Below are 22,786 nucleotides of genomic sequence, written 5' to 3'. Positions count from 1 at the left end.
GGTTTTTTAAATTTTATATTTTCTTATTCCTCAGTTTCTGTATTCAATTTACTATTATTATAACTGAATGTAAAATAAATTACCAATCCAATTACCAACCAAACACCAAACCACATCCAGTTAGAAACAGCCATTCCTGTTAATAAATAACAACAAGAAATTAAACCTAGTAACGGAATTAACGATAAGTTTTTAGTGAATGAAACAAATGTCATTACAACACAAACGATTAAGAAAACCAACATTGGAATATTAGTCGCTAATTTTTCACCTGTAGAAAAATCAAGAACATTCGTGAAGAAATCTGGTACATATTTTAAAATTAAAGCTACCGCTACTAACATAATTACTGGGAAAATGAATTTTGAATTCACATACGGAATTCTGAATTTTCCTTTTGTTTCACGTTCAGCAATTTCAGCTTCACTTTGAGCAGAAAGCATTAAAACACCACCACAAACCAATACGAAAGCAAATAAAGTTCCGATACTTGTAAAATCTAATACGAAGTTTTCATCTGTAAAAAAGATTGGAATTCCAACCACTAAACCAGTTACAAGTGTCGCGTAACTTGGAGTTTTATATTTTGGGTGAATTCTAGAAAAACGCTTTGGCATTAAACCATCACGACTCATAGTCATCCAAATTCTTGGTTGTCCCATTTGGAAAACTAATAAAACGCTTGTCATCGCTACAACCGCAGCAATAGAAACCACAAATAACATCCATTTTACACCTTTTAAAGCGAAAATTTCAGCTAAAGGATCACTAACACCAAGCAATTCATAAGAAACCATTCCAGTAATAACTAAAGCCAATATGATAAAAACAACAGTACAAATTACTAAAGAATAAATCATTCCTTTTGGTAAGTCACGTTGTGGATTTTTACTTTCTTCTGCCAATGTAGAAACGGCATCAAAACCAATGTAAGCAAAGAAAACTGCAGAAACTCCGCCCATTACTCCGCTAAAACCATTTGGCATAAAAGGCGTCCAATTATCAATATCTACATAAAAAGCTCCAACTATAATTACTAAAGCAATAATTGCCAACTTAATGTAAACCATTGCATTACTAAAATTTTTAGATTCTTTTGTTCCTCTATATACTAAATAAGTAATTAAAACATTAATAACCACTGCTGGTAAATCGAAAATAACTCTCAAGTTTCCTAACATTGGTGCGTTTTGCCAAGCTGCTAAACCTTCATCACCTTTACTTGCTAAAAATGCTGCGTGAGCCGATTTATAATTTATTGTTAACCATTCTGGCAAATGTATTCCGAAAGTTTCTAGTAAATTGGTAAAATAACCACTCCATGAAAAAGCAATATAAATGTTACCAATTGAATATTCCATAATTAATGCCCAACCAATAATCCAGGCAAAAAGTTCCCCAAAAGATACATAAGCATACGTATAAGCACTTCCTGAAACCGGTACACGAGAAGCAAATTCCGCATAACACATAGCCGTAAATCCGCAAGCAATCGCACACATAATATATAAAAGTACTACGGCTGGACCTCCAGAAAAACAAGCATTTCCGATAGCACTAAAAGTACCACCACCGATAATGGCAGCTATTCCAAAAAATGTTAAATCTTTTACTGTCAATACTTTATTTAAGCCAGAGTGTTCTCCATCTCCACCTTGTTTTAATATTGTTGTAATGGATTTTTTTCTGAAAATATTCATTTTTTTAGTAATTTTGGTTAGGAAGGCAAATATATAATTAAAATTGAAATTCTTTCAGTTATTAAAATTAATTTATAATAAACTAAAACTATTATAAAATAAATTTATATAATTAGAATTTATTATTTAACTTAGTTTAAACTTTATTTTTGTAATAGAAATAATCAAAAAACAACATACTATGGAAAACATCACTAATTCAAACGGAGGAAAATGCCCTTTTTCAGGTGGCTCAGTAAATCAGTCAAATGAGAATGCTACAAAAAATCACGATTGGTGGCCAAAATCACTTAATCTAGATATCCTTCATCAACACGATTCTAAAACAAATCCTTTAGGTGAAACATTTAATTATGCCGAAGAATTCAAAAAACTAGATTTGCAAGCTGTAAAGAATGACTTAAAAGCTTTTATGACTGACAGTCAAGATTGGTGGCCTGCAGATTATGGTCATTATGGTGGATTGATGATTCGTATGGCTTGGCATTCCGCTGGAACATACAGAATTGCCGATGGTCGTGGTGGTGCTGGAACTGGAAACCTTCGTTTTGCACCTTTAAATAGTTGGCCTGATAATGGAAATTTAGATAAAGCCAGAAGACTTCTATGGCCTATCAAAAAGAAATATGGAAATAAAATTTCTTGGGCCGATTTAATGATTCTAGCAGGAACAATGGCTTATGAATCGATGGGATTAAAAGTATTCGGATTTGGTGGTGGACGTGAAGATATTTGGCATCCAGAAAAAGATGTATACTGGGGAGCTGAAAAAGAATGGCTAGCTAAAACAGGAAGTGAAGGAACAAGATATTCTGGTGAAAGAGATTTAGAAAATCCATTAGCAGCCGTAATGATGGGATTAATTTATGTAAACCCAGAAGGTGTTGACGGAAAATCTGATCCATTAAAAACTGCACAAGATGTTCGTATCACATTTGAAAGAATGGCTATGAACGATGAAGAAACTGTAGCTTTAACTGCTGGTGGACATACCGTTGGAAAAGCACACGGAAATGGTGATGCGTCTGTTTTAGGACCAGAACCTGAAGCTGGCGCATTGGAAAATCAAGGATTTGGTTGGTTAAACCCAAAAGGTAACGGAAATGGTCCTGATACTGTAACAAGTGGACTAGAGGGTGCTTGGACAACTCACCCAACTCGTTGGGATAATGAATATTTCAATTTGTTATTAAACTATGATTGGGAATTAAAGAAAAGTCCGGCTGGAGCTTCGCAATGGGAACCAATAAACATGAAAGAGGAAGACAAACCTGTGGATGCTTTCGATCCGTCTGTAAAAAGAAATCCGATTATGACCGATGCCGATATGGCTTTAAAAATGGACCCTGCTTATCGAGTAATTGCGGAGCGCTTTCATAACGATCAAGCTTATTTTTCAGAAGTTTTTGCAAGAGCTTGGTTTAAATTAACACATAGAGATTTAGGTCCAAAAGATAGATATTTAGGTGCTGATGTTCCTGCTGAAGATTTAATTTGGCAAGATCCAGTTCCGAAAGTAGATTATTCGTTATCTGATTCAGAAATTGAAGAATTAAAAGGAACATTATTAAATAGTGGTTTATCAAGAGCGGAATTAATCAACACAGCTTGGGATAGCGCAAGAACATTTAGAGGTTCCGACTTCAGAGGTGGTGCAAATGGAGCAAGAATTCGTTTACAACCGCAAAGAAGTTGGATAGCCAACGAACCAGAAAGACTTCAAAAAGTTTTAGCTAAACTTGACGAAATTCAAGCTGGTTTGAGTAAAAAAGTAAGTATTGCCGATTTAATTGTACTTGGCGGAAGTGCAGCTATCGAAAAAGCAGCTCAAGAAGGCGGATTTAATGTAAAAGTTCCTTTCCATGCTGGACGAGGCGATGCTTCGCAAGAAATGACAGACGTAGATTCATTTGAAGTTTTAGAACCAACAAACGATGCGTTCAGAAACTTTATGAAAGCTAAATATGTGGTACAACCTGAAGAATTAATGTTAGACAAAGCACAACTTCTTGGACTGAGTGCTGCAGAAATGACCGTTCTACTTGGTGGAATGCGTGTTCTTGGAACCAATTATGGCGGAACAAAACATGGTGTTTTCACCAATAATGAAGGTGTTTTAAGTAATGATTTCTTCATTAACTTGACAGACATGAGTTATAGTTGGAAACCTGCTGACGACAATCTATACAATATCGTAGATAAAAAATCAGGCGCAACAAAATGGACGGCAACTAGAGTCGATTTAGTTTTTGGTTCGAATTCTGTTCTAAGAGCTTACGCCGAAGTGTACGCACAAGATGATAACAAAGAAAAATTTGTAAAAGATTTTATCTCAGTTTGGACAAAAGTGATGAATTCAGGCCGATTTGATATCTAAAATAATTTTATAAACAAACTATTTTAAAGGCGATTTGGAAACAAATCGTCTTTTTTATGAATATGAAATCGCACCCATAAGCATATCCTATTATCTAATAAGAAATTACAATAAATTCCTCTTGAAATACTGATAATAATACCTAATTTTGCACCAGAAATAAAAACAATAAAATAAATAAAAAAATTATGGCATTAGTAGGAAAACAATTCCCAAACATTACCGTTGACGCAATCTCAGAAATGGGTGACAACTTAAGAATTAACGTTTTAGAAGAAGCTACAAAAAACAACAAAAAAGTACTTTTATTTTGGTATCCAAAAGACTTTACATTTGTTTGTCCAACTGAATTACACGCTTTCCAAGCGGCTTTACCAGAATTTGAAAAAAGAAACACAATTGTAATTGGTGCTTCTTGCGATACTAACGAAGTACACTTTGCTTGGTTAAACACTCCAAAAAATAATGGTGGAATTGAAGGAGTTACTTATCCTTTATTAGCTGATACTACTCGTAATTTATCTGCTGCTTTAGATATTTTAGATGCAGAATGGGTTTATAATGAAGAATTAAACGATGAAATATTAGAAGGTTCAAACGTAACTTTCCGTGCAACTTATTTAATTGACGAAACTGGTAAAATTTTCCACGAAAGTGTTAACGATATGCCATTAGGAAGAAACGTAAACGAATATTTACGTATGGTTGATGCTTACACACATATCCAAACTAAAGGTGAAGTTTGTCCTGCAAACTGGGAAGCTGGTAAAGAAGCAATGAACGCTGACAGATTAAGTACTGCTGCTTATTTAAGCCAAAACTAAAAATTAAAATACAATAGAGAAATTCCAAATTCCAGTCACACTGAGCGGAGTCGAAGTGTTGGGATTTGGAATTTTAATATTGAAAATTATAAAACTATGTTCTTAGAATTAGAAAAAGATAATTTAGCAGAAATAATTGCTTCAAACGAAGTAGTTTTAGTACAATTTTCAGCATCTTGGTGTGGAAATTGCCGAATTATGAAACCAAAATTCAAAAAAATGGCTTCAGAAAACGAAAACGTTCCTTTTTTAATGGTAGATGCTGAGCAATTTACAGAATCTAGAAAATTAGCTAACGTAGACAATTTACCAACATTCGCAGCATTTAAAAACGGAGTGTTAGTGAACCAAACTCAAACCAATAAAGCAGAAGTTTTAGCGGAATTAGTTGCTGAAGTGATATAAATATTTTGTTTCAAGTTTCAGGTTTGAAGTTATTATTAGTTTATGACTTAAAGAACCACAGAACTTGAAACCTGAAACTTGAAACCTGAAACAAACAAAAATGAAATTACCCGTAATAAAACACTTAACCCAATTTGTTGAAGAAAACGATGCGGATTACTTAGTTGAAACCATTGCAGTTTTAGAACATCTTTGCGAATTAGAATCTTTAAAAGATGAAGAATTGGATGTGATAGCCGAATTAATTTCAAATATGTATGGCGCCATTGAAGTAAACAAAATGGTCAAAGAAGGCAAAGACAAAAAAGCAGCCCTAAACGATTTTATGAAACGCGTGTTAGGCGCGATTGATAAATAACAGAAACTCTCAAGAAATTGGGAGTTTTTTTTTATATTTTGAAACCTACTTTGGAGTTTTAGCAGTTTCATTTGGAGTTTTAGAAGATTACTATGGAGTTTTAGCAACTTTGTTTGGACTTTTAGCAGTTTTATTTCCAGTTTTAGCAACTTTATTTGGAGTTTTAGAAGATTACTATGGACTTTTAGCAGATTCATTTCCAGTTTTAGCAACTTTATTTCCAGTTTTAGCAGTTTTATTTCCAGTTTTGATAGATTCATTTCCAGTTTTAGCAGATTCATTTCCAGTTTTAGCAACTGTATTTCCGCAACTAGCAACTGCATTTCCATTTTTAACAACCTTATTTCCGCTATTAGCAATTACATTTCCAGTTTTTGAAACTTCCTTTTGACTTTCAATCATTCTTGCAATAAACCCTCATTTTATTGATAAATATTTAATATTAAAACTTATTTGTTAGAAATTTAACAAAAAATATGTGAAAATTAAATATATTTATTTATATTGGTCTTTTAACTTACTATGCGTGCATATGAAAAAAATTACTTTATTAACTCTTATTTCAATATTTTCAATTAGTATGGGTTATGCTCAAAACATAATTTATAAACCCAGACCTTCCGAATTTGAATTTCAAGAAATTAGAAATGATTCTATCATTCCATTAAAAACAGTTGATTTAACTAATAAATTGACATTTGAAAGCAAACTTCCCTATCCTATCCTTTTCATACACGGATTAAATTCTAGTTCTGAAACTTGGAATGCCACTACTGCTTATTTCAGTTCTCAATATGGCTTTACTTTTGGTGGAAGATTTGATTTTTGCCTAAATGCCGATGGAAATCACGGAACAGCAAACCTAAATATCTTTCCAACTGCTGGAGCTGATATTGCAGCTTTTGAAACCACCATGATTGAAGGCGAATTTTATACTTTAAATTTTAATGTGAATACAGATGGTTCCATTGGAACTGCAGCTTTGAGCAATCAATCTGCTATTTACAAACAAGGAATTGCAGTAAAAAAAGCAATTGAAAGAATTATGCAATTAACTGGTAAAAACAAAGTGATTCTGGTCGGACACAGCATGGGCGGTTTGGCTTCACGACAATATTTACAAAATACTAATTATTGGCAAACGGATAATGCACATCATGTGGCGAAACTCTTAACTTTAGGAACTCCACATGGCGGAAGTAACGCCAGCGACACAGGTTTGGGTTGGTTTGCAGGAATCGATACGAAAAGCGAAGCGATTAGAGATTTGAAAATTTCTTATTATTATAGTGGTGATGCAGGTCGTTTTTTATCAGGTGGAATTGAAGTGAACAACTCAAGTAATATGAACGAACATCTTTTTGGTGCCGATTTTTATAATTACGATGTGAATTGCAGCGGAAATATTGGCGATAATATAATTGGGTTAAATATAAAACCTATTGATAATGTTATCGATTTCTCAAGTGTTATCGGAAGAATTACTGGAGGAACAACAGACGGAGTTGTAGCAGAGCCACAATCAATTATGGATACTTATTATACGAGTTTAACGTATCCTACAAAATTTTTCTACTTTAATTCCACTTTCGATTATATTGAAAATCATACGGAATTACCTGGATATTATTACGAAATTATGCAAGGTTTAGATGAACCAAATTTTAAGGAATTGGCTTACACTGTCAATACCAATAAAGTTTACAACGGTTTTACAACTCTTCAATCTATTCCTGCAAATGCCGATCAAGATTTTTATAAATTCACAATTTCTGGCGGCACAATGACAACAAGTGTTGACATTACTACTATTACAACAAGCGTAATGAATGCTTCAATTTTAGATAGTTCGGGCAATTTAATTGACACAACGGTTGCTAATTCAGGAAATACACTTTCATTTGTAAGAACTTTAACACCTGGCGATTATTTCTTAAAAATCGTAAGCACAACACCAACAAACACAAATTATCAAACACCATATAATTTTGTAATTAGCACTACATTAGGAATTGCTACAAACGAAATCAATAAAGTAAGTTTTTATCCAAATCCAGTCAAAGACATTTTATACTTAGATAATATTTCAGCTTCAAAAGCTACAATTTACTCGTTATTAGGTCAACAATTAGAAATAAAAAATATACAAGCAACTTCATCGAATATCGATATGTCGAAGTATGCAAAAGGAATTTATTTAATTACTTTAGAAAGCGAAAATCAATCGCAAACCATTAAAGTGATTAAAGAATAGTTGTGTTGTGTTTAGTAGTGAAAAATCCCGTATAGTAGCGGGATTTTTTTATTTTCTAATGTTAACTTTCAAATCGATTAAAAAAATTTTTTCTTCAACCAAAAAGCGACATTTACTAAAATTATTAATGCAGGAACTTCTACTAAAGGTCCAATTACTCCTGCAAATGCTTGACCACTATTGATTCCGAAAACACCTATAGAAACTGCAATGGCTAATTCAAAATTATTTCCTGAAGCAGTAAATGATAAGGCAACTGCATCTCTATAATTGGCACCAATTTTCTTCGATACAAAAAACATTAAGAAAAACATAATCGCAAAGAAAATCACTAATGGAATAGCAATTCGAACCACATCTAAAGGTAAATCTACAATCATTTCGCCTTTTAAACTGAACATGACTACAATTGTAAAAAGCAATGCAATTAACGTGATTGGAGATACAAAAGGAATGAATTTCTGATTGAAAAACTTATCTCCCAAATATTTTTTGATTGCGAATCTACTCACAATTGCCAAAGTAAAGGGAATACCTAAATAAATTCCAACGGTTTTTGCAATTTCTGTGATTGTTATGTTCAATTCTAAACCTTTAATTCCGAATAAAGGCAACATAATTTTCAAATAAAAATAAGCGTACAAACTAAAAAAGAATACTTGCAACAAACTATTAATTCCAATTAAACCAGCGGTTAATTCTCGGTTTCCTTCAGCTAATTCATTCCAAACAATTACCATGGCAATACAAGGTGCAATTCCAATAATAATTAATCCAGTCATATATTCTGGATAGTCTTGCAAGAAAAATGTCGCCAATAAAAACATTAAAAAAGGGCCAAAAATCCAAGTAATAAGAAATGATGCTGTTAGCAATTTTGGTTTTTCAAACATTTGTGGCACTTTTGAAAAATCAATTTTTGTCAAAGGCGGATACATCATCAAAATCAATCCAATAGCTAACGGAATATTAGTAGTTCCAGAAGAAAAAGAATTAATAAAATTGGAAGAATTTGGAATAAAGTATCCTATCGCTACGCCAATTAGCATGGCTAAAAATATCCAAAGTGTTAAAAAACGGTCTAAAAATCCTAATCTTTTTTTCATTTATATTTTTTTATTTGAGAAAAAACAAAATACATTTCTGAAGCAATTTCTAAACTTCTTTCTTCATATTTTTCATTCATAAATTCCGTTCCATCAAATTCTTTTGGATCACTATAACGAATAGGTAAACGCTTTTCAGCTCCAGCTATAAACGGACAACCTTCATCAGCTGATGAACATGTCATTATCGCTGCAAATCCCGATTTCGGATTAAATCCATCATCAAAAGTTTTCGAAAAACAAATTATAGGATGTTGATTTTCTGAAAATTTAACCGAATAAACTGGATTTTGAGATTCACTCAGTTTTAAAATTTCAAACCCTTGATTCATTAACGTTTCTGATACTTTCGGAAACATGGCAGTTGCTTCCGTTCCGCCAGAATAACAAAATACATTTTGAATTCCAAATTGAAACGCCATAGTTTGCGCCCAAATTTGACTCAAATGACTTCTTCTTGAATTATGTGTGCAAATGAAATTCAAACGGATTTCTTCTTGATTATCGACTTTATTCTGAACATAATCAATCAAAGGTTGCAACACTTCTTTTCGTTCTTCAGAAACTGAAATTTGCGAAATAGATTCTATGGTTTTTGATAAATTTGGAAACATATTATTTCTTTTTAAACGTACAAAAAATAAAGTTTTGAGTCGTATCAAATGGTGTTTGATGGTTTTCTGTAAAACAACTTAATTTATTGAAATTTCCACTAAAAATCGTCTCAAATTTAGCTTCCGAATATTGTGTAATTTCTAAACCACTGCATTTTAATGGACCATTTTCTGAGAAAGTTCCTAAAAACAAATATCCATTTTCCGAGATGGAATTCGAAACTAAATTTTTATAGGTTTCGATTTCTTTTTGTGTCGTTAAAAAATGAAAACTCGCTCTATCGTGCCAAACATCAAAAGCTGTTTCGGGTTGAAAATCTAAAACGTTAGAAACAATAAAAGTAACTTTTTCCGACTTTGCTCCTAACCTTTTTTTAATACGTTCAATCGCATTTTCAGAAATATCCAAAAGGAATAAATTTGTATAACCTAATTCTAATAAATTATCAATCAAATAACTATCGCCACCACCAATATCAATAATTTTAGCGCTTTTTGGAATTTCATTTTCGATAAAAAAATTAATCGAAGTTTTTGGTTTTTGTTGGTACCAACTGACTTCAGTTTCTTCTTTTGTAGCAAAAACGTTTTCCCAATGTGCTTTTTTGTCTAAATTCATAATGTTATTTTTACTTATTCACATTTGTATTATCTGAACAACAAGAAGTAGCTTCTTTTTCAACCACAGGAACATTTTGATTTTCTATATTCGAATTATAATTTTGAATTTCGAAATAGGTAAAAAATGCAATACTCGCTACCAATCCAACCCAAAAAGACCAAAATGGAAACGTTTTATGAAGTGGTTTTTTAGGTGTATCACAACCACAATCTGTTTCACAAGAAGCTGCTGATGCAAATTTCGGCAACACATATAATTTGTAATACGAAATTGTAAAGGCAACCGCACTAATTACCAACAACAATGGAAATAACGATTTCATCAAAGGTGAAGCCGTTAAACTCGCACTAGAAATTCCAAATATTGAGGCGATTGGACTCACACAAACTGCAGTACAAGCACCACTTTTACAAACGGCAAAAAACAAAGGAATAGCAGCACTGACACTTCCCGTAATTGTGGTCCAAATTGATTTTATTTTATTCATTTTCTTTATTTAAAATAGATTAACAACATCCTGAATCTGGTGTACAACAAGAATTTTCTTTTGGCTTCCACTCGCCTATTTTAACTTTCATTTTTTCTGGAGGAATACCACAATTGTCTTTCGCTAAACAATCCGTTAACTTCGATTTTAATTGAAAAATAGATCCGTCAAAGTCTAAAGCAAATTTTCCAATAGTGTCTTTCATTTGATATTCCACTTCAATTTCTAAATCTGGAATTTGCAATTTTTCTTCCGAAAGTTCAATAATGTGAACCAATTTTTCTGGATGCAAGCGGTGATCGTAATCATTCGCTTCCCAAAGCTGGAAATTCACCACTTCTTCGTTACGAACCACACCACCACAATCGATGAAATGTTTGGTAATTTTACCCACTTCCGTCACATGAAAATGATTCGGAACTAAATCGCCATTTGGCAATTGAAAAGCTATTGTAGTAAGCTTTTTAAGCTGATTTTTAATTTCTGATAGTTTCATAATTATAGTATTTAATTAACAACATTTATTTTTTAATTTTAGAGAAATCCCTCCAAAATAACTTTCAATTTTCGACATCGTTTCCGGATTGATGCAATAACAAATCGATTTTCCTTCAATGGTTCCTTGAATGATATTCGCGTTTTTTAATTCTTTTAAATGCTGAGAAATTGTGGGTTGCGCCAAAGGCAATTCGTTTACAATATCGCCACAAATACAAGAATCGACTTTCAATAAATACTGAATAATCGCCACACGTGCCGGATTCGCTAAAGCTTTTAACAAATTAGCGATTTCGTTTTGTTCCTCTGTAAAAGATTCTGATTTAGTAATTCCCATCTTAAGTCATATTTATATATTGCAATATTACGATAATAAATTCAAACAAAAAAATTATTTCATTTTTTGTTCAATATTTTTTAAGATTTCCAATTGTTTCGCCTGACTATCAAATAAGATTTTGATTTGTTCTTCCAATAATAAATCGATTTTTTGGTTTAAAGCTCTAATTTCTAATTCCGATTTTAGATTGATTAAGTAGTCGTTTTCACTACGTTTTCTATCTTTTTCTTCTTGACGATTTTGACTCATCATGATAATTGGTGCTTGTAAAGCTGCAATACATGATAAAATCAAATTCATTAAAATAAAAGGATACGGATCAAAAGCAAAATTTTTAAGAGCTAGTGTATTAAAAATAATCCAAACTATTAAAACGATAAAAAAAGAGATAATAAAAGCCCAACTTCCTCCGAAATTAGCCACTTTATCAGAAATCATTTGTCCTTTTGTTAATTTATCAGTTGGTGGATGCAATAAATTAGTAATAATTAACTGTTCTTCTTCAATCGCTTTCTTTACAATTTCTTGTAATTTTTTCAATTGAACATCTTCAGAATCTAACAAATATTTTGTTTCGTTTTTCATAGATATAAATTTAGGTAATTAAAACCATCTTCTCTTTTTAAAATAAATAATCATGGCAACAAACAATAAAAACATTCCTGCTAAAACATAAAAATAACCATATTCCCATTTTAATTCAGGCATATTTTCGAAATTCATTCCATACACTCCAACAATAAAAGTCAATGGCATAAAAAACACAGAAACCACGGTTAAGGTTTTCATCACTTCATTCATTTTATGACTCTGCATAGAAAAATAAAAAGCGGAAGCACTTTCTAAAGAACTCAAATCAGCATCTACTTGATCTAAAAGTTCTAAACATTTTTGATGTAATCTGGCAAAAAAAGTATAATTTTCTATAGTAATCACATTAAATATATCGTCATCTTTCATGCTTTTTATAGAATATAAAGAATCTCGAAGTGGCACAATAGAACGACGTAAAAAATTTAAATTATCTCTATGTAATTCAATATCTTCTAAAATTCTTGGATTGGGTTTTGTTTTGATTAAATCAATTACATTATCAATTTTATGTTCTTCACTTTCAATGGTAATGTAAAAATTTTCCATCACCGCATCTAACAATAAATACAGTAAATAATCTACTTTTCTATCCCTAACAATTCCAGAATGTTGGCGCATTCTTTCACGTATATGCTTAAAAAAATCGCTTCTTTTTTCCTGAAACGAAAATAGCAAACCATCACGTAAAATAAAACTAATTTGCTCTACATCAATTCCATTAGATTCTGGTAATAACGATTTAATATTGAAAAACAACGTATGATTGTATTCGTCAACTTTAGAACGTTTTAGAATATTTAAAATATCACCTAAAATGAAATCGTCAATAGAAAATTTTTCGCCAATTTCTTTAATCAATTCAATCTCAGCCAAACCATGTAAATTGATCCAATTATTTTTATTGGATTCCATATGTTTATCTAATTGAGACAGTTTTATGTCTTCATATTCAGATAATTCATCAGAATTATACACAAACAATTGCATTTCTGGCTTTGTATCTTCATGTTCGCCAGTGTATTCAATTAAAGTTGGCACTACTTTTCGTCCTTTTTTGTATAATAGTTTTCGCACTTTGTTTTAAATAAGTATTTTTACCTTTTACAAATATAACTAATTCTCATGCAAACCATAATTATAAACATCAAACAATTACTACAAGTTAGAGAAACTTCAATTACAAAAGTTTCTGGTGCAGAAATGGCGCATTTGCCAATGTTAGAAAATGCTTTTTTAGTTTTGGAAAATGATATCATTTCCGATTTCGGTTTGATGGAAAATTGTCCGAAATTAGAAAACGCTACTATAGTCGATGCAACTGGAAAAATTGTTTTGCCGAGTTTTTGCGACAGTCACACGCACATTGTGTACGCTGGAAACAGAAGTGGCGAATTTGTTGATCGAATTAATGGTTTATCTTATGAAGAAATTGCGAATCGTGGTGGTGGAATTTTAAATTCAGCTAAGAAATTAAACGAAACAACTGAAGAAGAGATTTACAACCAATCGAAAAAACGTTTAGAAGAAGTCATTTCACAAGGAACTGGAGCCGTTGAAATTAAATCGGGTTACGGTTTAACGGTTGAAGGTGAACTGAAAATGCTTCGTGTTATTAAGAAATTAAAGGAAAATTATCCAATTGCTATAAAATCGACTTTCCTTGGTGCGCACGCTTTTCCAACAGAATATAAAGAAAATCATCAAGCGTATATCAATTTGATTATCAATGAAATGTTGCCGAAAATAGCCGCTGAAAATTTAGCCGATTATATTGATGCTTTTTTAGAAACCGGTTATTTCAGCGTTTCAGAAACCATTCAAATTATGGAAGCTGGAAAAAAATATGGCTTAACACCAAAAATTCACGTGAATCAGTTTACAGCAATTGACGGAATTAAAGCTTGTGTGGAAAATGGCGCTTTAAGTGTTGATCATTTGGAAATTGTAACCGAAGAAGATATCGAAGCTTTAAGAGATTCGGCTTGTATGCCAGTCGCTTTACCAAGTTGTTCATATTTTATTTCGATTCCATACACACCAGCACGACAAATGTTAAATGCTGGTTTGCCTTTAGCTTTAGCTTCTGATTTTAATCCAGGAACAACTCCTTCAGGAAATATGCATTTTGTGGTCGCAACCGCTTGTATCAAAATGAAAATGACACCAGAAGAAGCAATAAATGCAGCAACTATAAATGGAGCTTACGCGATTGATTTAAGCGATTCGCACGGAAGTATTACAAAAGGCAAAAAAGCCAATTTGATTATCACCAAACCCTTACATAGTTTCTACGAAATTCCGTATTGCTTTGCTACAAATTTGATTGATAGTGTTTGGTTAGATGGGGAAAAAGTAACCTTTTAATTTTTACCCTCGAAGGGTTTTGAACCCTTCGAGGGTAAAAATATTTTATTATATTTGTATTATACACGCCATTAAAATTAATACAAATGCAAATAGTTACACCAATAATTGCCGGAAATTACTACCACATTTACAACAAAGGAAATAATGGAGAAAATATTTTCTTTGATAATGACAATTACTACCATTTCTTAAAACTTTACGCGAAATACATCAATCCGATTGCGGATACCTATGCTTGGTGTTTATTAAAAAATCATTTTCATATTGCTGTTAGAATCAAAACTACTGAAGAAATTTTAGAAAATGAATTATCATATACAACTGTCGAAAAGCCAAAAGTTATTGATGCTTCTAAACAATTTTCTCATTTCTTAAATGCTTACACGCAAGCCATAAACAAAAAACATAAAAGGACAGGAAAAATCTTTCAATCAAAGTTTAAAAGAAAACTAATTGATTCAGAAGAATATTTAAAAAACTTAATTTATTACATACACAATAATCCTGTACATCACGGTTTTTGTAAAAGCATGAATTTGTATCCTTGGAGTTCTTATGAATCAATCATTTCAACAAAAAACACCCAATTAAAAAGAAATGAAGTTGTAGATATGTTTGGAAATATTTCAAATTTTATTGAATTTCATAATTCAAATTTATCATTAAAAAAATTTGACTACGAGTTCCTTTAACCCTTCGAGGGTTTTGAACCCTCGAAGGGTTAAAGAAACTAAAATCCAGCTTCCACCATAATCTCCATAACTTCCTTTGTAATCGGATGTTCAAACTGAATATATTCAGCATGAAGATGCAACCTATCTGCTTTGGTTCCGTATAAATCGTCGCCAACAATTGGAGTGTGTAATCCTAAATTATGAGAAGCGTGAACACGCAATTGGTGTGTTCTTCCTGTAATGGGATAAAAATAAACTTTTGTTTTTCCGTTTTTGACTTCAATGGTTTTCCATTTGGTTTGCGCGGGTTTTCCGTGTTCGTAACAAACTAATTGTCGGGGTCTGTCGTCTAAATCTACTCGTAAAGGCAAATCGATATAACCATGAGATTTTTCCAATAAACCATCCAATAAAGCCACATAACGCTTCTTAATCGTTCGATTTATAAACTGACTTTGTAATTGTACAGCTGTCGCTTCATTTTTCGCGATAAGCATAATTCCGGAAGTCGACATGTCTAAACGATGAACAATTAGTGGACCAGTCGCATCTGGATATTTTTCCTTAATTCGAGCATAAACCGAATCGGAAATAGTTTTTCCTGGAACCGATAAAAATTCTGTAGGTTTATTTATCGCAAGCATAACTTCATCTTCGTAAACAATTTCAATATCTTTTCCTTCTGCGTGATTCATGATAAACGGATTTTCTTCCATTTCTAAATCATGTAACATATGTCCCATTAAAATAGGTTCACATTTACTTTTGCAAGACGGATAAAATTGTTTGTGTTGGCGCACTTCTGAATTTGGCGATTGTCCCCACCAAAATTCTGCCATACAAATCGGCTTCAAATTATGTTGAAAAGCGTAATGTAGTAACTTCGGAGCGGCACACTCACCTGCTCCAGCGGGTGGATTATTATTGAAAATTTCGCCTAAACTTTTCTTTTCTTTATATTGATTGAAAAACGAATATTCAGCGAATAATTTTTGTTGTAAAGCTGCAGATTTCGCTTTTCGTTCTTCTTTTAATTGATTGATTTCATCAGTAAAAACAGCTACTTTTTCTTCCAAAGTCAGTAAAGTCAATTTCCAATATTTTGTCATTTTTTTCAACAAAATACTTTCTTGCTTGCTATCTTCTGATAATTCAAAATTAAGATGTTGTAAATCTTCTTCGTTTAATGTTGGTGCGAGTTGATTTCTCTTTTCGTCACGAAGTATTTTCTGTTCTTTTATTCTCGTTTTTTGCAGTTGTAATTCGAATTCTGCTTGGATTTTAGATTGATTGAAATTTTCTAACGTAATGTGATAATTGGAATCTTTTTCCAAGTTTTCTATTTTACGATTGTAAGCATTTAGCAATTCTTCTTCTTTACGGAAAAAACTATTTTCGGTTAACATGTCAAAAACCGTCGGCACAAAGTAATTATGATGATTTTCATTCGCTAATTTCCCAGAAAATGCCCATAAATAACCTAATTCACCCTTTTCATTTTGACAAACCAAAACACCAAACATTTTTCCAATCACTAATCCATTTTGAGTTGTATCTAAACCAAAATTATGATCAAAATCGGTTTGTGTTTCTAAATGATTTTGCAAAGCTGAAGCCGCAATTTCACTTAATTGATGTGGCTGATAATAAAACGGAAACGTGAATTTTTCAGGTAAAGAAATTCCTGAAATATCGGTTTGAAAAGGTTGAAAAAATTGGTTTTGCATTGGGCAAAGATAAAGTAATTAAGATATTATTTTAAGAGTATAATTTGGAAAAATTCTTAATAATTAAAAAAAACTCTGAAACATTTTTTTTTACTGTTTGAGAGTTTTATTTTTGCACTTATATATAAAAACCAAAACGAGAAATGGGAAGAGCGTTTGAATTCAGAAAAGGAAGAAAAATGAAGCGTTGGTCGGCAATGGCTAAAGCGTTTACCAGAATTGGTAAAGATATTGTAATGGCGGTTAAAGAAGGTGGTCCAAATCCGGAAGCTAACTCGCGTCTAAGAGCAGTTATTCAAAACTCTAAGGCAGTAAATATGCCAAAAGAAAACGTAGAACGCGCCATTAAAAAAGCAACAGATAAAGACACAGCGAACTATAAAGAAATTTTATTTGAAGGTTACGCACCACACGGAATTGCGATTTTAATTGAAACCGCTTCAGATAATAACAACAGAACTGTTGCAAATATTAGAAGTTATTTCAATAAATGTAATGGAACAATGGGAACACAAGGTTCGGTTGAATTTATGTTTGATCATACTTGTAATTTCAGAATTCCTGCAGCTGGACAAGATATTGACGAATTAGAATTAGAAATGATTGATTTCGGTGTAGAAGAAATTTTCGCTGATGATGAAGACGGAATTTTAATGTATGCGCCTTTTGAAAGTTTCGGAGCCATCCAAAAAGAATTAGAATCTAGAGGTTTAGAAATTTTATCTTCTGGATTTGATAGAATTCCACAAGTAACTAAAGAATTAACACCAGAGCAAGTAGCTGATGTGGAAAAATTATTAGAAAAAATTGAAGAAGACGATGACGTAATGAACGTTTTCCATACAATGGTTGAGAATTAGTATTCAGTTTTCAGTCACAGTTTACAGTAAAAAAATGCAGAATTTGATTTAATTAAATTCTGCATTTTTTCTTCCAGCTTCAAGCTTCCAACTTCTAACTCCAAGCTAAAATGAACATCAAACTTATAGCCATTGGCAAAACCGACAATAAAAATTTGCAAGCTTTAATTGACGAATATACGAAGCGATTGGGATTTTATATTAAGTTCGATTTAGATATTATTCCGGATATAAAAAACGTAAAAAACTTATCGGAAAGTGAGCAAAAAACGAAAGAAGGTCAACTTATTTTATCCAAATTAACGCCAACCGACCAATTAATTTTATTGGACGAAAACGGAAAAGAATTCAACAGTGTTGGTTTCTCTGATTTTCTACAAAAAAAAATGAATTCTGGAATTAAAACGTTGGTTTTTGTAATTGGCGGACCTTATGGTTTTTCGGAAGAAGTGTACCAAAAAGCACAAGGAAAAGTGGCGTTATCTCAAATGACTTTCTCTCATCAAATGGTCCGATTATTTGTAATTGAGCAGATTTATCGTGGTTTTACGATTTTAAATAACGAACCGTATCATCATAATTAAAATTTGTGATTTTAGATTTACGACTTTCAGAAAATCCCAAATCTAAAATCGCAAATACAATTTCAAACATTCCACCGCTTCTTTCACATCATGAACACGTAAAATATTCGCACCTTTTTGCAAACAAAACGCATGTAAAAATGTCGTTCCGTTTAAAGCATTTTCTGGTTTAGTATCAAACGTTCTATAAATCATTGATTTTCTTGAAATTCCAGCTAAAACAGGTAATTCATGAAATTGAAGTAATTCTAAATTCTGTAGTAATTCGTAATTCTGTTCGATTGTTTTCGCAAATCCAAATCCCGGATCGATGATAATATCGTTTAAACCAAAACTTCTTGCTTTGGCAATTCGTTCCGAAAAATAAAAATTCATTTCCTTAAGCAAATCGTCATATTTAGCAAGGCTTTGCATCGTTTTTGGCGTACCTTTCATATGCATCATAATGTATGGAACTTGCAATTTCGCAACGGTTTCCAACATTTTTTCATCTAACAAACCAGCCGAAATATCATTAATTATTGCAGCGCCGTTTTCCACAGCTTGTTTTGCCACTTCACTTCTAAACGTATCAATCGACAATAAAATATCTGGAAATTTCTCCACTAATAACTTCACAATTGGTATCACTCGATTTAATTCTTCATCTTCCGAAACAAATTCTGCTCCAGGTTTACTCGAATAACCACCCAAATCTATAAATGCAGCGCCATCGTGTAGCATTTTCTCAACTTGACCTACAATTTCATTGGAATTCGTCAGTTTTCCACCATCAAAAAATGAATCTGGTGTAACATTAACAATTCCCATTACTTTAGGTGTTGATAAATCGATGAGCGTTCCTTTACAGTTTATTGTTGACATACAATTTTTTAGTTATATTTGAACTTTGATACAAATATAAAATAATAATGAGCAATACCTCACAAGAATACGACAAAGTAATTGCAGTTTGCAGAGATTTATTTACCAAAAAAGCTCACGATTACGGAACGGCTTGGCGCGTTTTACGTTTGCCATCGTTAACCGATCAAATATTTATTAAAGCACAACGCATCAGAAGTTTACAAGAAAATGATGTTCGAAAAGTAGATGAAGATGAAGCTTCAGAATTTATCGGAATTATCAATTATTGCGTGATGGCTTTAATTCAAATGGATAAAGGTATTGCCACTCAACCCGATTTATCTGCTGAAGAAGCTATCAAATTATACAATCATAAAATTGATATCACTAAAGAATTAATGGAAGATAAAAATCACGATTATGGTGAAGCTTGGCGCGATATGCGTGTGAGTTCTTTAACGGATTTAATTATTCAGAAGTTATTACGCGTAAAACAAATTGAAGATAATAAAGGAAAAACCTTAGTTTCGGAAGGTATTGATGCGAATTATCAAGACATGATTAACTATTCTGTTTTTGCATTGATACTTATGAATCGTTTTAATTAGTTTCAAGTTTAAGGTTTCAAGTTAAATAACATATTGTTAACAAAATCAATCCAAAAGCATAACTAAATTTGTTAACTTAAAATATAAATTTGTTTTAGGACAACCTGAAACTTGAAACCTGAAACAAAAACAACAAAAAAATACATGAACAAAAAAAATATCTCTTGGACTATTAGAATTGTGGTTGCCTTACTTTTTATAGTTTCGGCAGTTGCGAAGTTATATCCGTCGCCTTATTTTGCTATTTCCACATTTGAAGTCAAACAATTATATACATTAGGATTTTCAGATACCATTGCACCATATTTTTCAAGAATTTTAATCGGAATTGAGTTTGCACTTGGTTTTTTATTACTGAATAATAATTTCTTGAAACGCATTACGATTCCAGCAACGATTGGTTTATTAGTTGTTTTTATTGTTCATTTAAGTTATGTAACTTTTTTAAGTGGTGGAACTTCAGGAAATTGTGGTTGTTTTGGAGAATTAATCCCAATGACACCAATTGAAGCCATCATTAAAAATTTCATCGCAGTTGGTTTATTAGTTTATCTATTTCAAATTTCAAAAAAAGATGAAAAATCGAATTTTTGGATATTAACAACCGTAACTTTAGGGTGTATTTTAGCCTTATTTATGATGGCTCCGATGAAAGCTTCGACTACAACAAGTCCTGCATTAGACATCAATGAAAGTGTTTTAACTGATACAATTTCCCAAATAGAAGACACGGTTCAAGTTGCCGAAATTAAAGCTATCGATTCATCAAAAATTAAAGTTGAAAAAGTTGTTGAGGAAGTCAAAAAAGATGTTGGTCCAAAACAAGCCGTTTCAGGTTATTCGGAGTTTTATGCAGATATAGATAAAGGTCAAAAGATATTATGTTTCTTTGTTCCTGGTTGTGAACATTGTCGTGAAGCTGCAAAAGATTTAAATGCTTTACAAAAGAAACACAAAGATTTTCCACAAGTACAAATTGTATTTATGGATGAAGAAGCGGAAAAAATTCCGGATTTCTTAAAATATGCAGGCAAACAATTTCCATATAAAGTCATTGATGTTATTCCGTTTTGGACGAAATTAGGTTCTGGAAAAGATACACCTGGTGTTGTATATTTACACAACGGAAACGTAATTAAGTTTTTTGATGGAATCGCAGAAAAAGCCTTTAATAGTAAAGCATTAGAAAAAGTAATTTATAAAAAATAGAATAATAATTTAGAAAAAACAAATATGAAAAAAGTTGTAACAGCATTAGCAATAGTAAGTGTATTAGTCGTAGCGTTTTCATTCACTTCGTGTAATTCAGAAACTGAATTTTCAAAAGAAAGTTTAGAAACCAGATTAACTACAATCGACAATAAAGACATATCTTTTGAAGAAATTTTAAAAGAAAATCATGGAAAAGCGATAGTAATTGATGTTTGGGCATCTTGGTGTTCAGATTGTATCAAAAGCATGCCAGAAGTAAAAGAATTGAAAGCAAAATTTCCAGAAGTAGCTTTCGTAAATTTATCTTGTGATAAAACCTACGATGCTTGGCGAGTTGGTATTGAAAAACACGAAGTTACTGGAGAAAACTATTTAATTAAAGACGGAATGAAAGGGGCATTCGGAAAATCTATTAAATTAGATTGGATTCCTCGTTTTATTGTAGTTGACAAAGATGGCAAAATTGTGCTATTCAGAGCTATTGAGAAGGATTTTGATAAAATTAGAGAAACATTAGAAAAGGCAAAATAAAAAAACAATTGCAATGTCAATATTAAATTTTAATGTCCATTTTAGACATTGATTTTTGATATTGACATTGATTTTTGAACTAAAATTATGAGAAAGAACATTGTAGCGGGTAACTGGAAAATGAACAAAACATTACCACAAGCCATTGAATTAATAAACGAAATCAAAAACAACAAACCAAATAACAATGCTGAAGTTATTTTAGCAACACCGTTTCCATATTTAGTAAAAGCGGTGGAATTAGTTGCTGGTACAGATATTAAAATCGCTGCACAAAATATGCATCAAGCGGAAGGTGGCGCTTTTACAGGTGAAGTTGCCGCGTCTATGTTAACTAGCGTTGGTGTTAATACTGTAATTTTAGGGCATAGCGAAAGAAGAGCGTATTTTCATGAAAATGATGCGTTATTAGCGAATAAAGTTGACACAGCATTGGTTCATGATATGACAGTAATTTTTTGCTTTGGCGAAGAATTAAAAGACAGACAAAATAACAATCATTTTAATGTAGTAGAATACCAATTACGTGATGGTTTGTTCCATATTTCGAAAGAAAACTGGAAGAATATCGTATTGGCTTACGAGCCAGTTTGGGCAATTGGAACAGGTGAAACCGCTTCTCCAGAACAAGCGCAAGAAATGCATTTATTTGTTAGAAACTTAGTAGATAAAGTTTTCGGAAGAGAAATCGCTGAAAACGTTTCTATTTTATATGGCGGAAGTGTGAAACCAGACAACGCAAAAGAGATTTTCTCAAAACCAGATGTTGATGGCGGATTAATTGGTGGTGCAGCTTTAAACGCTACTGATTTCTTCGGAATTATTTCTGGCATTTAATGAAAAAATATTTAGTATTATTAGCTTTAGTTACTATTATTTCTTGCGATTCAGATCACAAGATTCCTGGAATTAAAATAATTTCACCTGAAGAAGGTCAGACTTTTGCTAGTGGAAACAATGTGAACATTAAGGTAAAAATTTCAGATGATGGAGATTCTATTATGAATGAAGAATTATTTGTCATCACACAATCTAATGATACTATTGTAAATATTAAAAATGGTGATTTCTGTTTCGAATATGAATTTGATGAGAACATACAAGTTCAATCAAACACTCAATATAAAATCATAGTTAAAGCCAGAGGTGGACATGGAAATTGGAATAGTAAAACAATCAATATTATTTGTAATTAAAT

At 31.9% G+C, this 22,786-nt stretch carries 26 protein-coding genes; 15 read left to right on the top strand and 11 right to left on the bottom strand.

The features are described 5' to 3' along the window. Positions 1 to 23: 23 nt before the first annotated feature. Positions 24 to 1,700: an amino acid permease gene (locus tag BMX42_RS08150; RefSeq protein WP_091312043.1), complete on the bottom strand. Its 1,677-nt coding sequence runs from the start codon at positions 1,698 to 1,700 to the stop codon at positions 24 to 26. 181 nt (positions 1,701 to 1,881) lie between these two features. Between BMX42_RS08150 and katG the strand changes: the two genes are divergently transcribed. The 6 genes from katG (at position 1,882) to BMX42_RS08120 (ending at position 7,918) form a co-directional block, all read left to right on the top strand. Further along, entirely contained in the window at positions 1,882 to 4,077 is a 2,196-nt protein-coding gene (katG, locus tag BMX42_RS08145) for a catalase/peroxidase HPI (RefSeq protein WP_091312040.1), read from the top strand. Between the two features lie 188 nt (positions 4,078 to 4,265). Beyond that, positions 4,266 to 4,901: a peroxiredoxin gene (locus BMX42_RS08140; protein ID WP_091312036.1), complete on the top strand. Its 636-nt coding sequence runs from the start codon at positions 4,266 to 4,268 to the stop codon at positions 4,899 to 4,901. Between the two features lie 96 nt (positions 4,902 to 4,997). Beyond that, positions 4,998 to 5,306 carry a thioredoxin family protein gene (locus tag BMX42_RS08135; RefSeq protein WP_091312033.1) on the top strand — a complete coding sequence of 103 codons (309 nt, stop codon included), beginning with the start codon at positions 4,998 to 5,000 and terminating at the stop codon, positions 5,304 to 5,306. 100 nt (positions 5,307 to 5,406) lie between these two features. Then, complete coding sequence (locus BMX42_RS08130) at positions 5,407 to 5,664, top strand: DUF6952 family protein (protein ID WP_091312030.1); 258 nt, start codon at positions 5,407 to 5,409, stop codon at positions 5,662 to 5,664. Next, positions 5,654 to 6,055, top strand: a complete 402-nt coding sequence (locus BMX42_RS08125; RefSeq protein WP_091312026.1) for a hypothetical protein — start codon at positions 5,654 to 5,656, stop codon at positions 6,053 to 6,055. Before BMX42_RS08130 ends, BMX42_RS08125 begins: the two co-directional genes overlap by 11 nt. Positions 6,056 to 6,196: 141 nt before the next feature. Continuing rightward, positions 6,197 to 7,918 (top strand): alpha/beta fold hydrolase, encoded by a 1,722-nt coding sequence (locus BMX42_RS08120; RefSeq protein ID WP_091312023.1) that lies wholly within the window; start codon positions 6,197 to 6,199, stop codon positions 7,916 to 7,918. Positions 7,919 to 7,995: 77 nt separating this feature from the next. On the opposite strand, the gene arsB is transcribed toward BMX42_RS08120, so the two are convergent. The 8 genes from arsB to corA are packed head-to-tail and all read right to left on the bottom strand — an operon-like array spanning position 7,996 to position 13,253. Then, on the bottom strand, positions 7,996 to 9,024 hold the full coding sequence (gene arsB, locus BMX42_RS08115; RefSeq protein ID WP_091312020.1) for an ACR3 family arsenite efflux transporter: 1,029 nt from the start codon (positions 9,022 to 9,024) through the stop codon (positions 7,996 to 7,998). After that, entirely contained in the window at positions 9,021 to 9,638 is a 618-nt protein-coding gene (locus BMX42_RS08110) for an arsenate-mycothiol transferase ArsC (protein WP_091312017.1), read from the bottom strand. The genes arsB and BMX42_RS08110 overlap by 4 nt, the downstream gene beginning before the upstream one ends. 1 nt (position 9,639) lies before the next feature. After that, positions 9,640 to 10,257 (bottom strand): class I SAM-dependent methyltransferase, encoded by a 618-nt coding sequence (locus BMX42_RS08105; protein WP_091312014.1) that lies wholly within the window; start codon positions 10,255 to 10,257, stop codon positions 9,640 to 9,642. A 10-nt stretch (positions 10,258 to 10,267) separates the two neighbouring features. Beyond that, entirely contained in the window at positions 10,268 to 10,747 is a 480-nt protein-coding gene (locus tag BMX42_RS08100) for a hypothetical protein (RefSeq protein ID WP_091312011.1), read from the bottom strand. 19 nt (positions 10,748 to 10,766) lie between these two features. Continuing rightward, positions 10,767 to 11,243, bottom strand: coding sequence for a DUF6428 family protein (locus BMX42_RS08095; protein WP_091312008.1), 477 nt, complete (start codon positions 11,241 to 11,243; stop codon positions 10,767 to 10,769). 15 nt (positions 11,244 to 11,258) lie between these two features. After that, positions 11,259 to 11,582, bottom strand: a complete 324-nt coding sequence (locus tag BMX42_RS08090; RefSeq protein WP_091312005.1) for an ArsR/SmtB family transcription factor — start codon at positions 11,580 to 11,582, stop codon at positions 11,259 to 11,261. 54 nt (positions 11,583 to 11,636) lie between these two features. After that, positions 11,637 to 12,170, bottom strand: coding sequence for a DUF1003 domain-containing protein (locus BMX42_RS08085; protein WP_091312002.1), 534 nt, complete (start codon positions 12,168 to 12,170; stop codon positions 11,637 to 11,639). Between the two features lie 18 nt (positions 12,171 to 12,188). Beyond that, entirely contained in the window at positions 12,189 to 13,253 is a 1,065-nt protein-coding gene (gene corA, locus BMX42_RS08080; protein ID WP_091311999.1) for a magnesium/cobalt transporter CorA, read from the bottom strand. A gap of 48 nt (positions 13,254 to 13,301) precedes the next feature. Between corA and hutI the strand changes: the two genes are divergently transcribed. Further along, the gene (gene hutI / locus BMX42_RS08075; RefSeq protein ID WP_091311994.1) at positions 13,302 to 14,543 is read left to right on the top strand and encodes an imidazolonepropionase; all 1,242 of its coding nucleotides are present in this window, start codon (positions 13,302 to 13,304) and stop codon (positions 14,541 to 14,543) included. A gap of 86 nt (positions 14,544 to 14,629) precedes the next feature. Continuing rightward, entirely contained in the window at positions 14,630 to 15,238 is a 609-nt protein-coding gene (locus BMX42_RS08070) for a hypothetical protein (protein WP_091311990.1), read from the top strand. Between the two features lie 38 nt (positions 15,239 to 15,276). On the opposite strand, the gene BMX42_RS08065 is transcribed toward BMX42_RS08070, so the two are convergent. Continuing rightward, a complete protein-coding gene (locus BMX42_RS08065; RefSeq protein WP_091311986.1) occupies positions 15,277 to 16,947 on the bottom strand; it encodes an RluA family pseudouridine synthase in 1,671 nt (556 codons plus the stop codon). A gap of 143 nt (positions 16,948 to 17,090) precedes the next feature. Here BMX42_RS08065 and BMX42_RS08060 point away from each other — a divergent pair, with 143 nt between their 5' ends. Both BMX42_RS08060 and rlmH read left to right on the top strand, forming a co-directional pair. Beyond that, positions 17,091 to 17,807, top strand: coding sequence for a YebC/PmpR family DNA-binding transcriptional regulator (locus BMX42_RS08060; protein ID WP_091311983.1), 717 nt, complete (start codon positions 17,091 to 17,093; stop codon positions 17,805 to 17,807). A 110-nt stretch (positions 17,808 to 17,917) separates the two neighbouring features. After that, the gene (gene rlmH, locus BMX42_RS08055) at positions 17,918 to 18,391 is read left to right on the top strand and encodes a 23S rRNA (pseudouridine(1915)-N(3))-methyltransferase RlmH (RefSeq protein WP_091311979.1); all 474 of its coding nucleotides are present in this window, start codon (positions 17,918 to 17,920) and stop codon (positions 18,389 to 18,391) included. Between the two features lie 42 nt (positions 18,392 to 18,433). Here the strand turns inward: rlmH and folP are convergent, their stop codons facing one another. Continuing rightward, complete coding sequence (gene folP, locus BMX42_RS08050; RefSeq protein WP_091311976.1) at positions 18,434 to 19,255, bottom strand: dihydropteroate synthase; 822 nt, start codon at positions 19,253 to 19,255, stop codon at positions 18,434 to 18,436. Positions 19,256 to 19,302: 47 nt separating this feature from the next. Between folP and BMX42_RS08045 the strand changes: the two genes are divergently transcribed. The 5 genes from BMX42_RS08045 (at position 19,303) to BMX42_RS08025 (ending at position 22,784) form a co-directional block, all read left to right on the top strand. After that, positions 19,303 to 19,845, top strand: a complete 543-nt coding sequence (locus tag BMX42_RS08045) for a DUF1599 domain-containing protein (RefSeq protein ID WP_091311972.1) — start codon at positions 19,303 to 19,305, stop codon at positions 19,843 to 19,845. A gap of 144 nt (positions 19,846 to 19,989) precedes the next feature. Continuing rightward, on the top strand, positions 19,990 to 21,054 hold the full coding sequence (locus tag BMX42_RS08040) for a MauE/DoxX family redox-associated membrane protein (protein WP_091312655.1): 1,065 nt from the start codon (positions 19,990 to 19,992) through the stop codon (positions 21,052 to 21,054). A gap of 24 nt (positions 21,055 to 21,078) precedes the next feature. Further along, complete coding sequence (locus tag BMX42_RS08035) at positions 21,079 to 21,588, top strand: TlpA family protein disulfide reductase (protein ID WP_091311969.1); 510 nt, start codon at positions 21,079 to 21,081, stop codon at positions 21,586 to 21,588. Positions 21,589 to 21,675: 87 nt separating this feature from the next. Beyond that, the gene (tpiA, locus tag BMX42_RS08030) at positions 21,676 to 22,425 is read left to right on the top strand and encodes a triose-phosphate isomerase (RefSeq protein WP_091311965.1); all 750 of its coding nucleotides are present in this window, start codon (positions 21,676 to 21,678) and stop codon (positions 22,423 to 22,425) included. Then, complete coding sequence (locus tag BMX42_RS08025; protein ID WP_091311961.1) at positions 22,425 to 22,784, top strand: Ig-like domain-containing protein; 360 nt, start codon at positions 22,425 to 22,427, stop codon at positions 22,782 to 22,784. Before tpiA ends, BMX42_RS08025 begins: the two co-directional genes overlap by 1 nt. Positions 22,785 to 22,786 lie beyond the last annotated feature (2 nt).

Source organism: Flavobacterium terrigena (assembly GCF_900108955.1).
Lineage (GTDB): Bacteria > Bacteroidota > Bacteroidia > Flavobacteriales > Flavobacteriaceae > Flavobacterium > Flavobacterium terrigena.
The sequence above is the reverse complement of the archived record's forward strand: the minus strand, read 5'-3'. Positions and strand labels throughout refer to the sequence as shown.

Coding starts and splice junctions, on each gene's coding strand:
- BMX42_RS08150 (WP_091312043.1), bottom strand. CDS start 1,700: ATGAATATTTTCAGAAAAAAATCCATTACAACAATATTAAAACAAGGT.
- katG (WP_091312040.1), top strand. CDS start 1,882: ATGGAAAACATCACTAATTCAAACGGAGGAAAATGCCCTTTTTCAGGT.
- BMX42_RS08140 (WP_091312036.1), top strand. CDS start 4,266: ATGGCATTAGTAGGAAAACAATTCCCAAACATTACCGTTGACGCAATC.
- BMX42_RS08135 (WP_091312033.1), top strand. CDS start 4,998: ATGTTCTTAGAATTAGAAAAAGATAATTTAGCAGAAATAATTGCTTCA.
- BMX42_RS08130 (WP_091312030.1), top strand. CDS start 5,407: ATGAAATTACCCGTAATAAAACACTTAACCCAATTTGTTGAAGAAAAC.
- BMX42_RS08120 (WP_091312023.1), top strand. CDS start 6,197: ATGAAAAAAATTACTTTATTAACTCTTATTTCAATATTTTCAATTAGT.
- arsB (WP_091312020.1), bottom strand. CDS start 9,024: ATGAAAAAAAGATTAGGATTTTTAGACCGTTTTTTAACACTTTGGATA.
- BMX42_RS08110 (WP_091312017.1), bottom strand. CDS start 9,638: ATGTTTCCAAATTTATCAAAAACCATAGAATCTATTTCGCAAATTTCA.
- BMX42_RS08105 (WP_091312014.1), bottom strand. CDS start 10,257: ATGAATTTAGACAAAAAAGCACATTGGGAAAACGTTTTTGCTACAAAA.
- BMX42_RS08100 (WP_091312011.1), bottom strand. CDS start 10,747: ATGAATAAAATAAAATCAATTTGGACCACAATTACGGGAAGTGTCAGT.
- BMX42_RS08095 (WP_091312008.1), bottom strand. CDS start 11,243: ATGAAACTATCAGAAATTAAAAATCAGCTTAAAAAGCTTACTACAATA.
- BMX42_RS08090 (WP_091312005.1), bottom strand. CDS start 11,582: ATGGGAATTACTAAATCAGAATCTTTTACAGAGGAACAAAACGAAATC.
- BMX42_RS08085 (WP_091312002.1), bottom strand. CDS start 12,170: ATGAAAAACGAAACAAAATATTTGTTAGATTCTGAAGATGTTCAATTG.
- hutI (WP_091311994.1), top strand. CDS start 13,302: ATGCAAACCATAATTATAAACATCAAACAATTACTACAAGTTAGAGAA.
- BMX42_RS08070 (WP_091311990.1), top strand. CDS start 14,630: ATGCAAATAGTTACACCAATAATTGCCGGAAATTACTACCACATTTAC.
- BMX42_RS08065 (WP_091311986.1), bottom strand. CDS start 16,947: ATGCAAAACCAATTTTTTCAACCTTTTCAAACCGATATTTCAGGAATT.
- BMX42_RS08060 (WP_091311983.1), top strand. CDS start 17,091: ATGGGAAGAGCGTTTGAATTCAGAAAAGGAAGAAAAATGAAGCGTTGG.
- rlmH (WP_091311979.1), top strand. CDS start 17,918: ATGAACATCAAACTTATAGCCATTGGCAAAACCGACAATAAAAATTTG.
- folP (WP_091311976.1), bottom strand. CDS start 19,255: ATGTCAACAATAAACTGTAAAGGAACGCTCATCGATTTATCAACACCT.
- BMX42_RS08045 (WP_091311972.1), top strand. CDS start 19,303: ATGAGCAATACCTCACAAGAATACGACAAAGTAATTGCAGTTTGCAGA.
- BMX42_RS08040 (WP_091312655.1), top strand. CDS start 19,990: ATGAACAAAAAAAATATCTCTTGGACTATTAGAATTGTGGTTGCCTTA.
- BMX42_RS08035 (WP_091311969.1), top strand. CDS start 21,079: ATGAAAAAAGTTGTAACAGCATTAGCAATAGTAAGTGTATTAGTCGTA.
- tpiA (WP_091311965.1), top strand. CDS start 21,676: ATGAGAAAGAACATTGTAGCGGGTAACTGGAAAATGAACAAAACATTA.
- BMX42_RS08025 (WP_091311961.1), top strand. CDS start 22,425: ATGAAAAAATATTTAGTATTATTAGCTTTAGTTACTATTATTTCTTGC.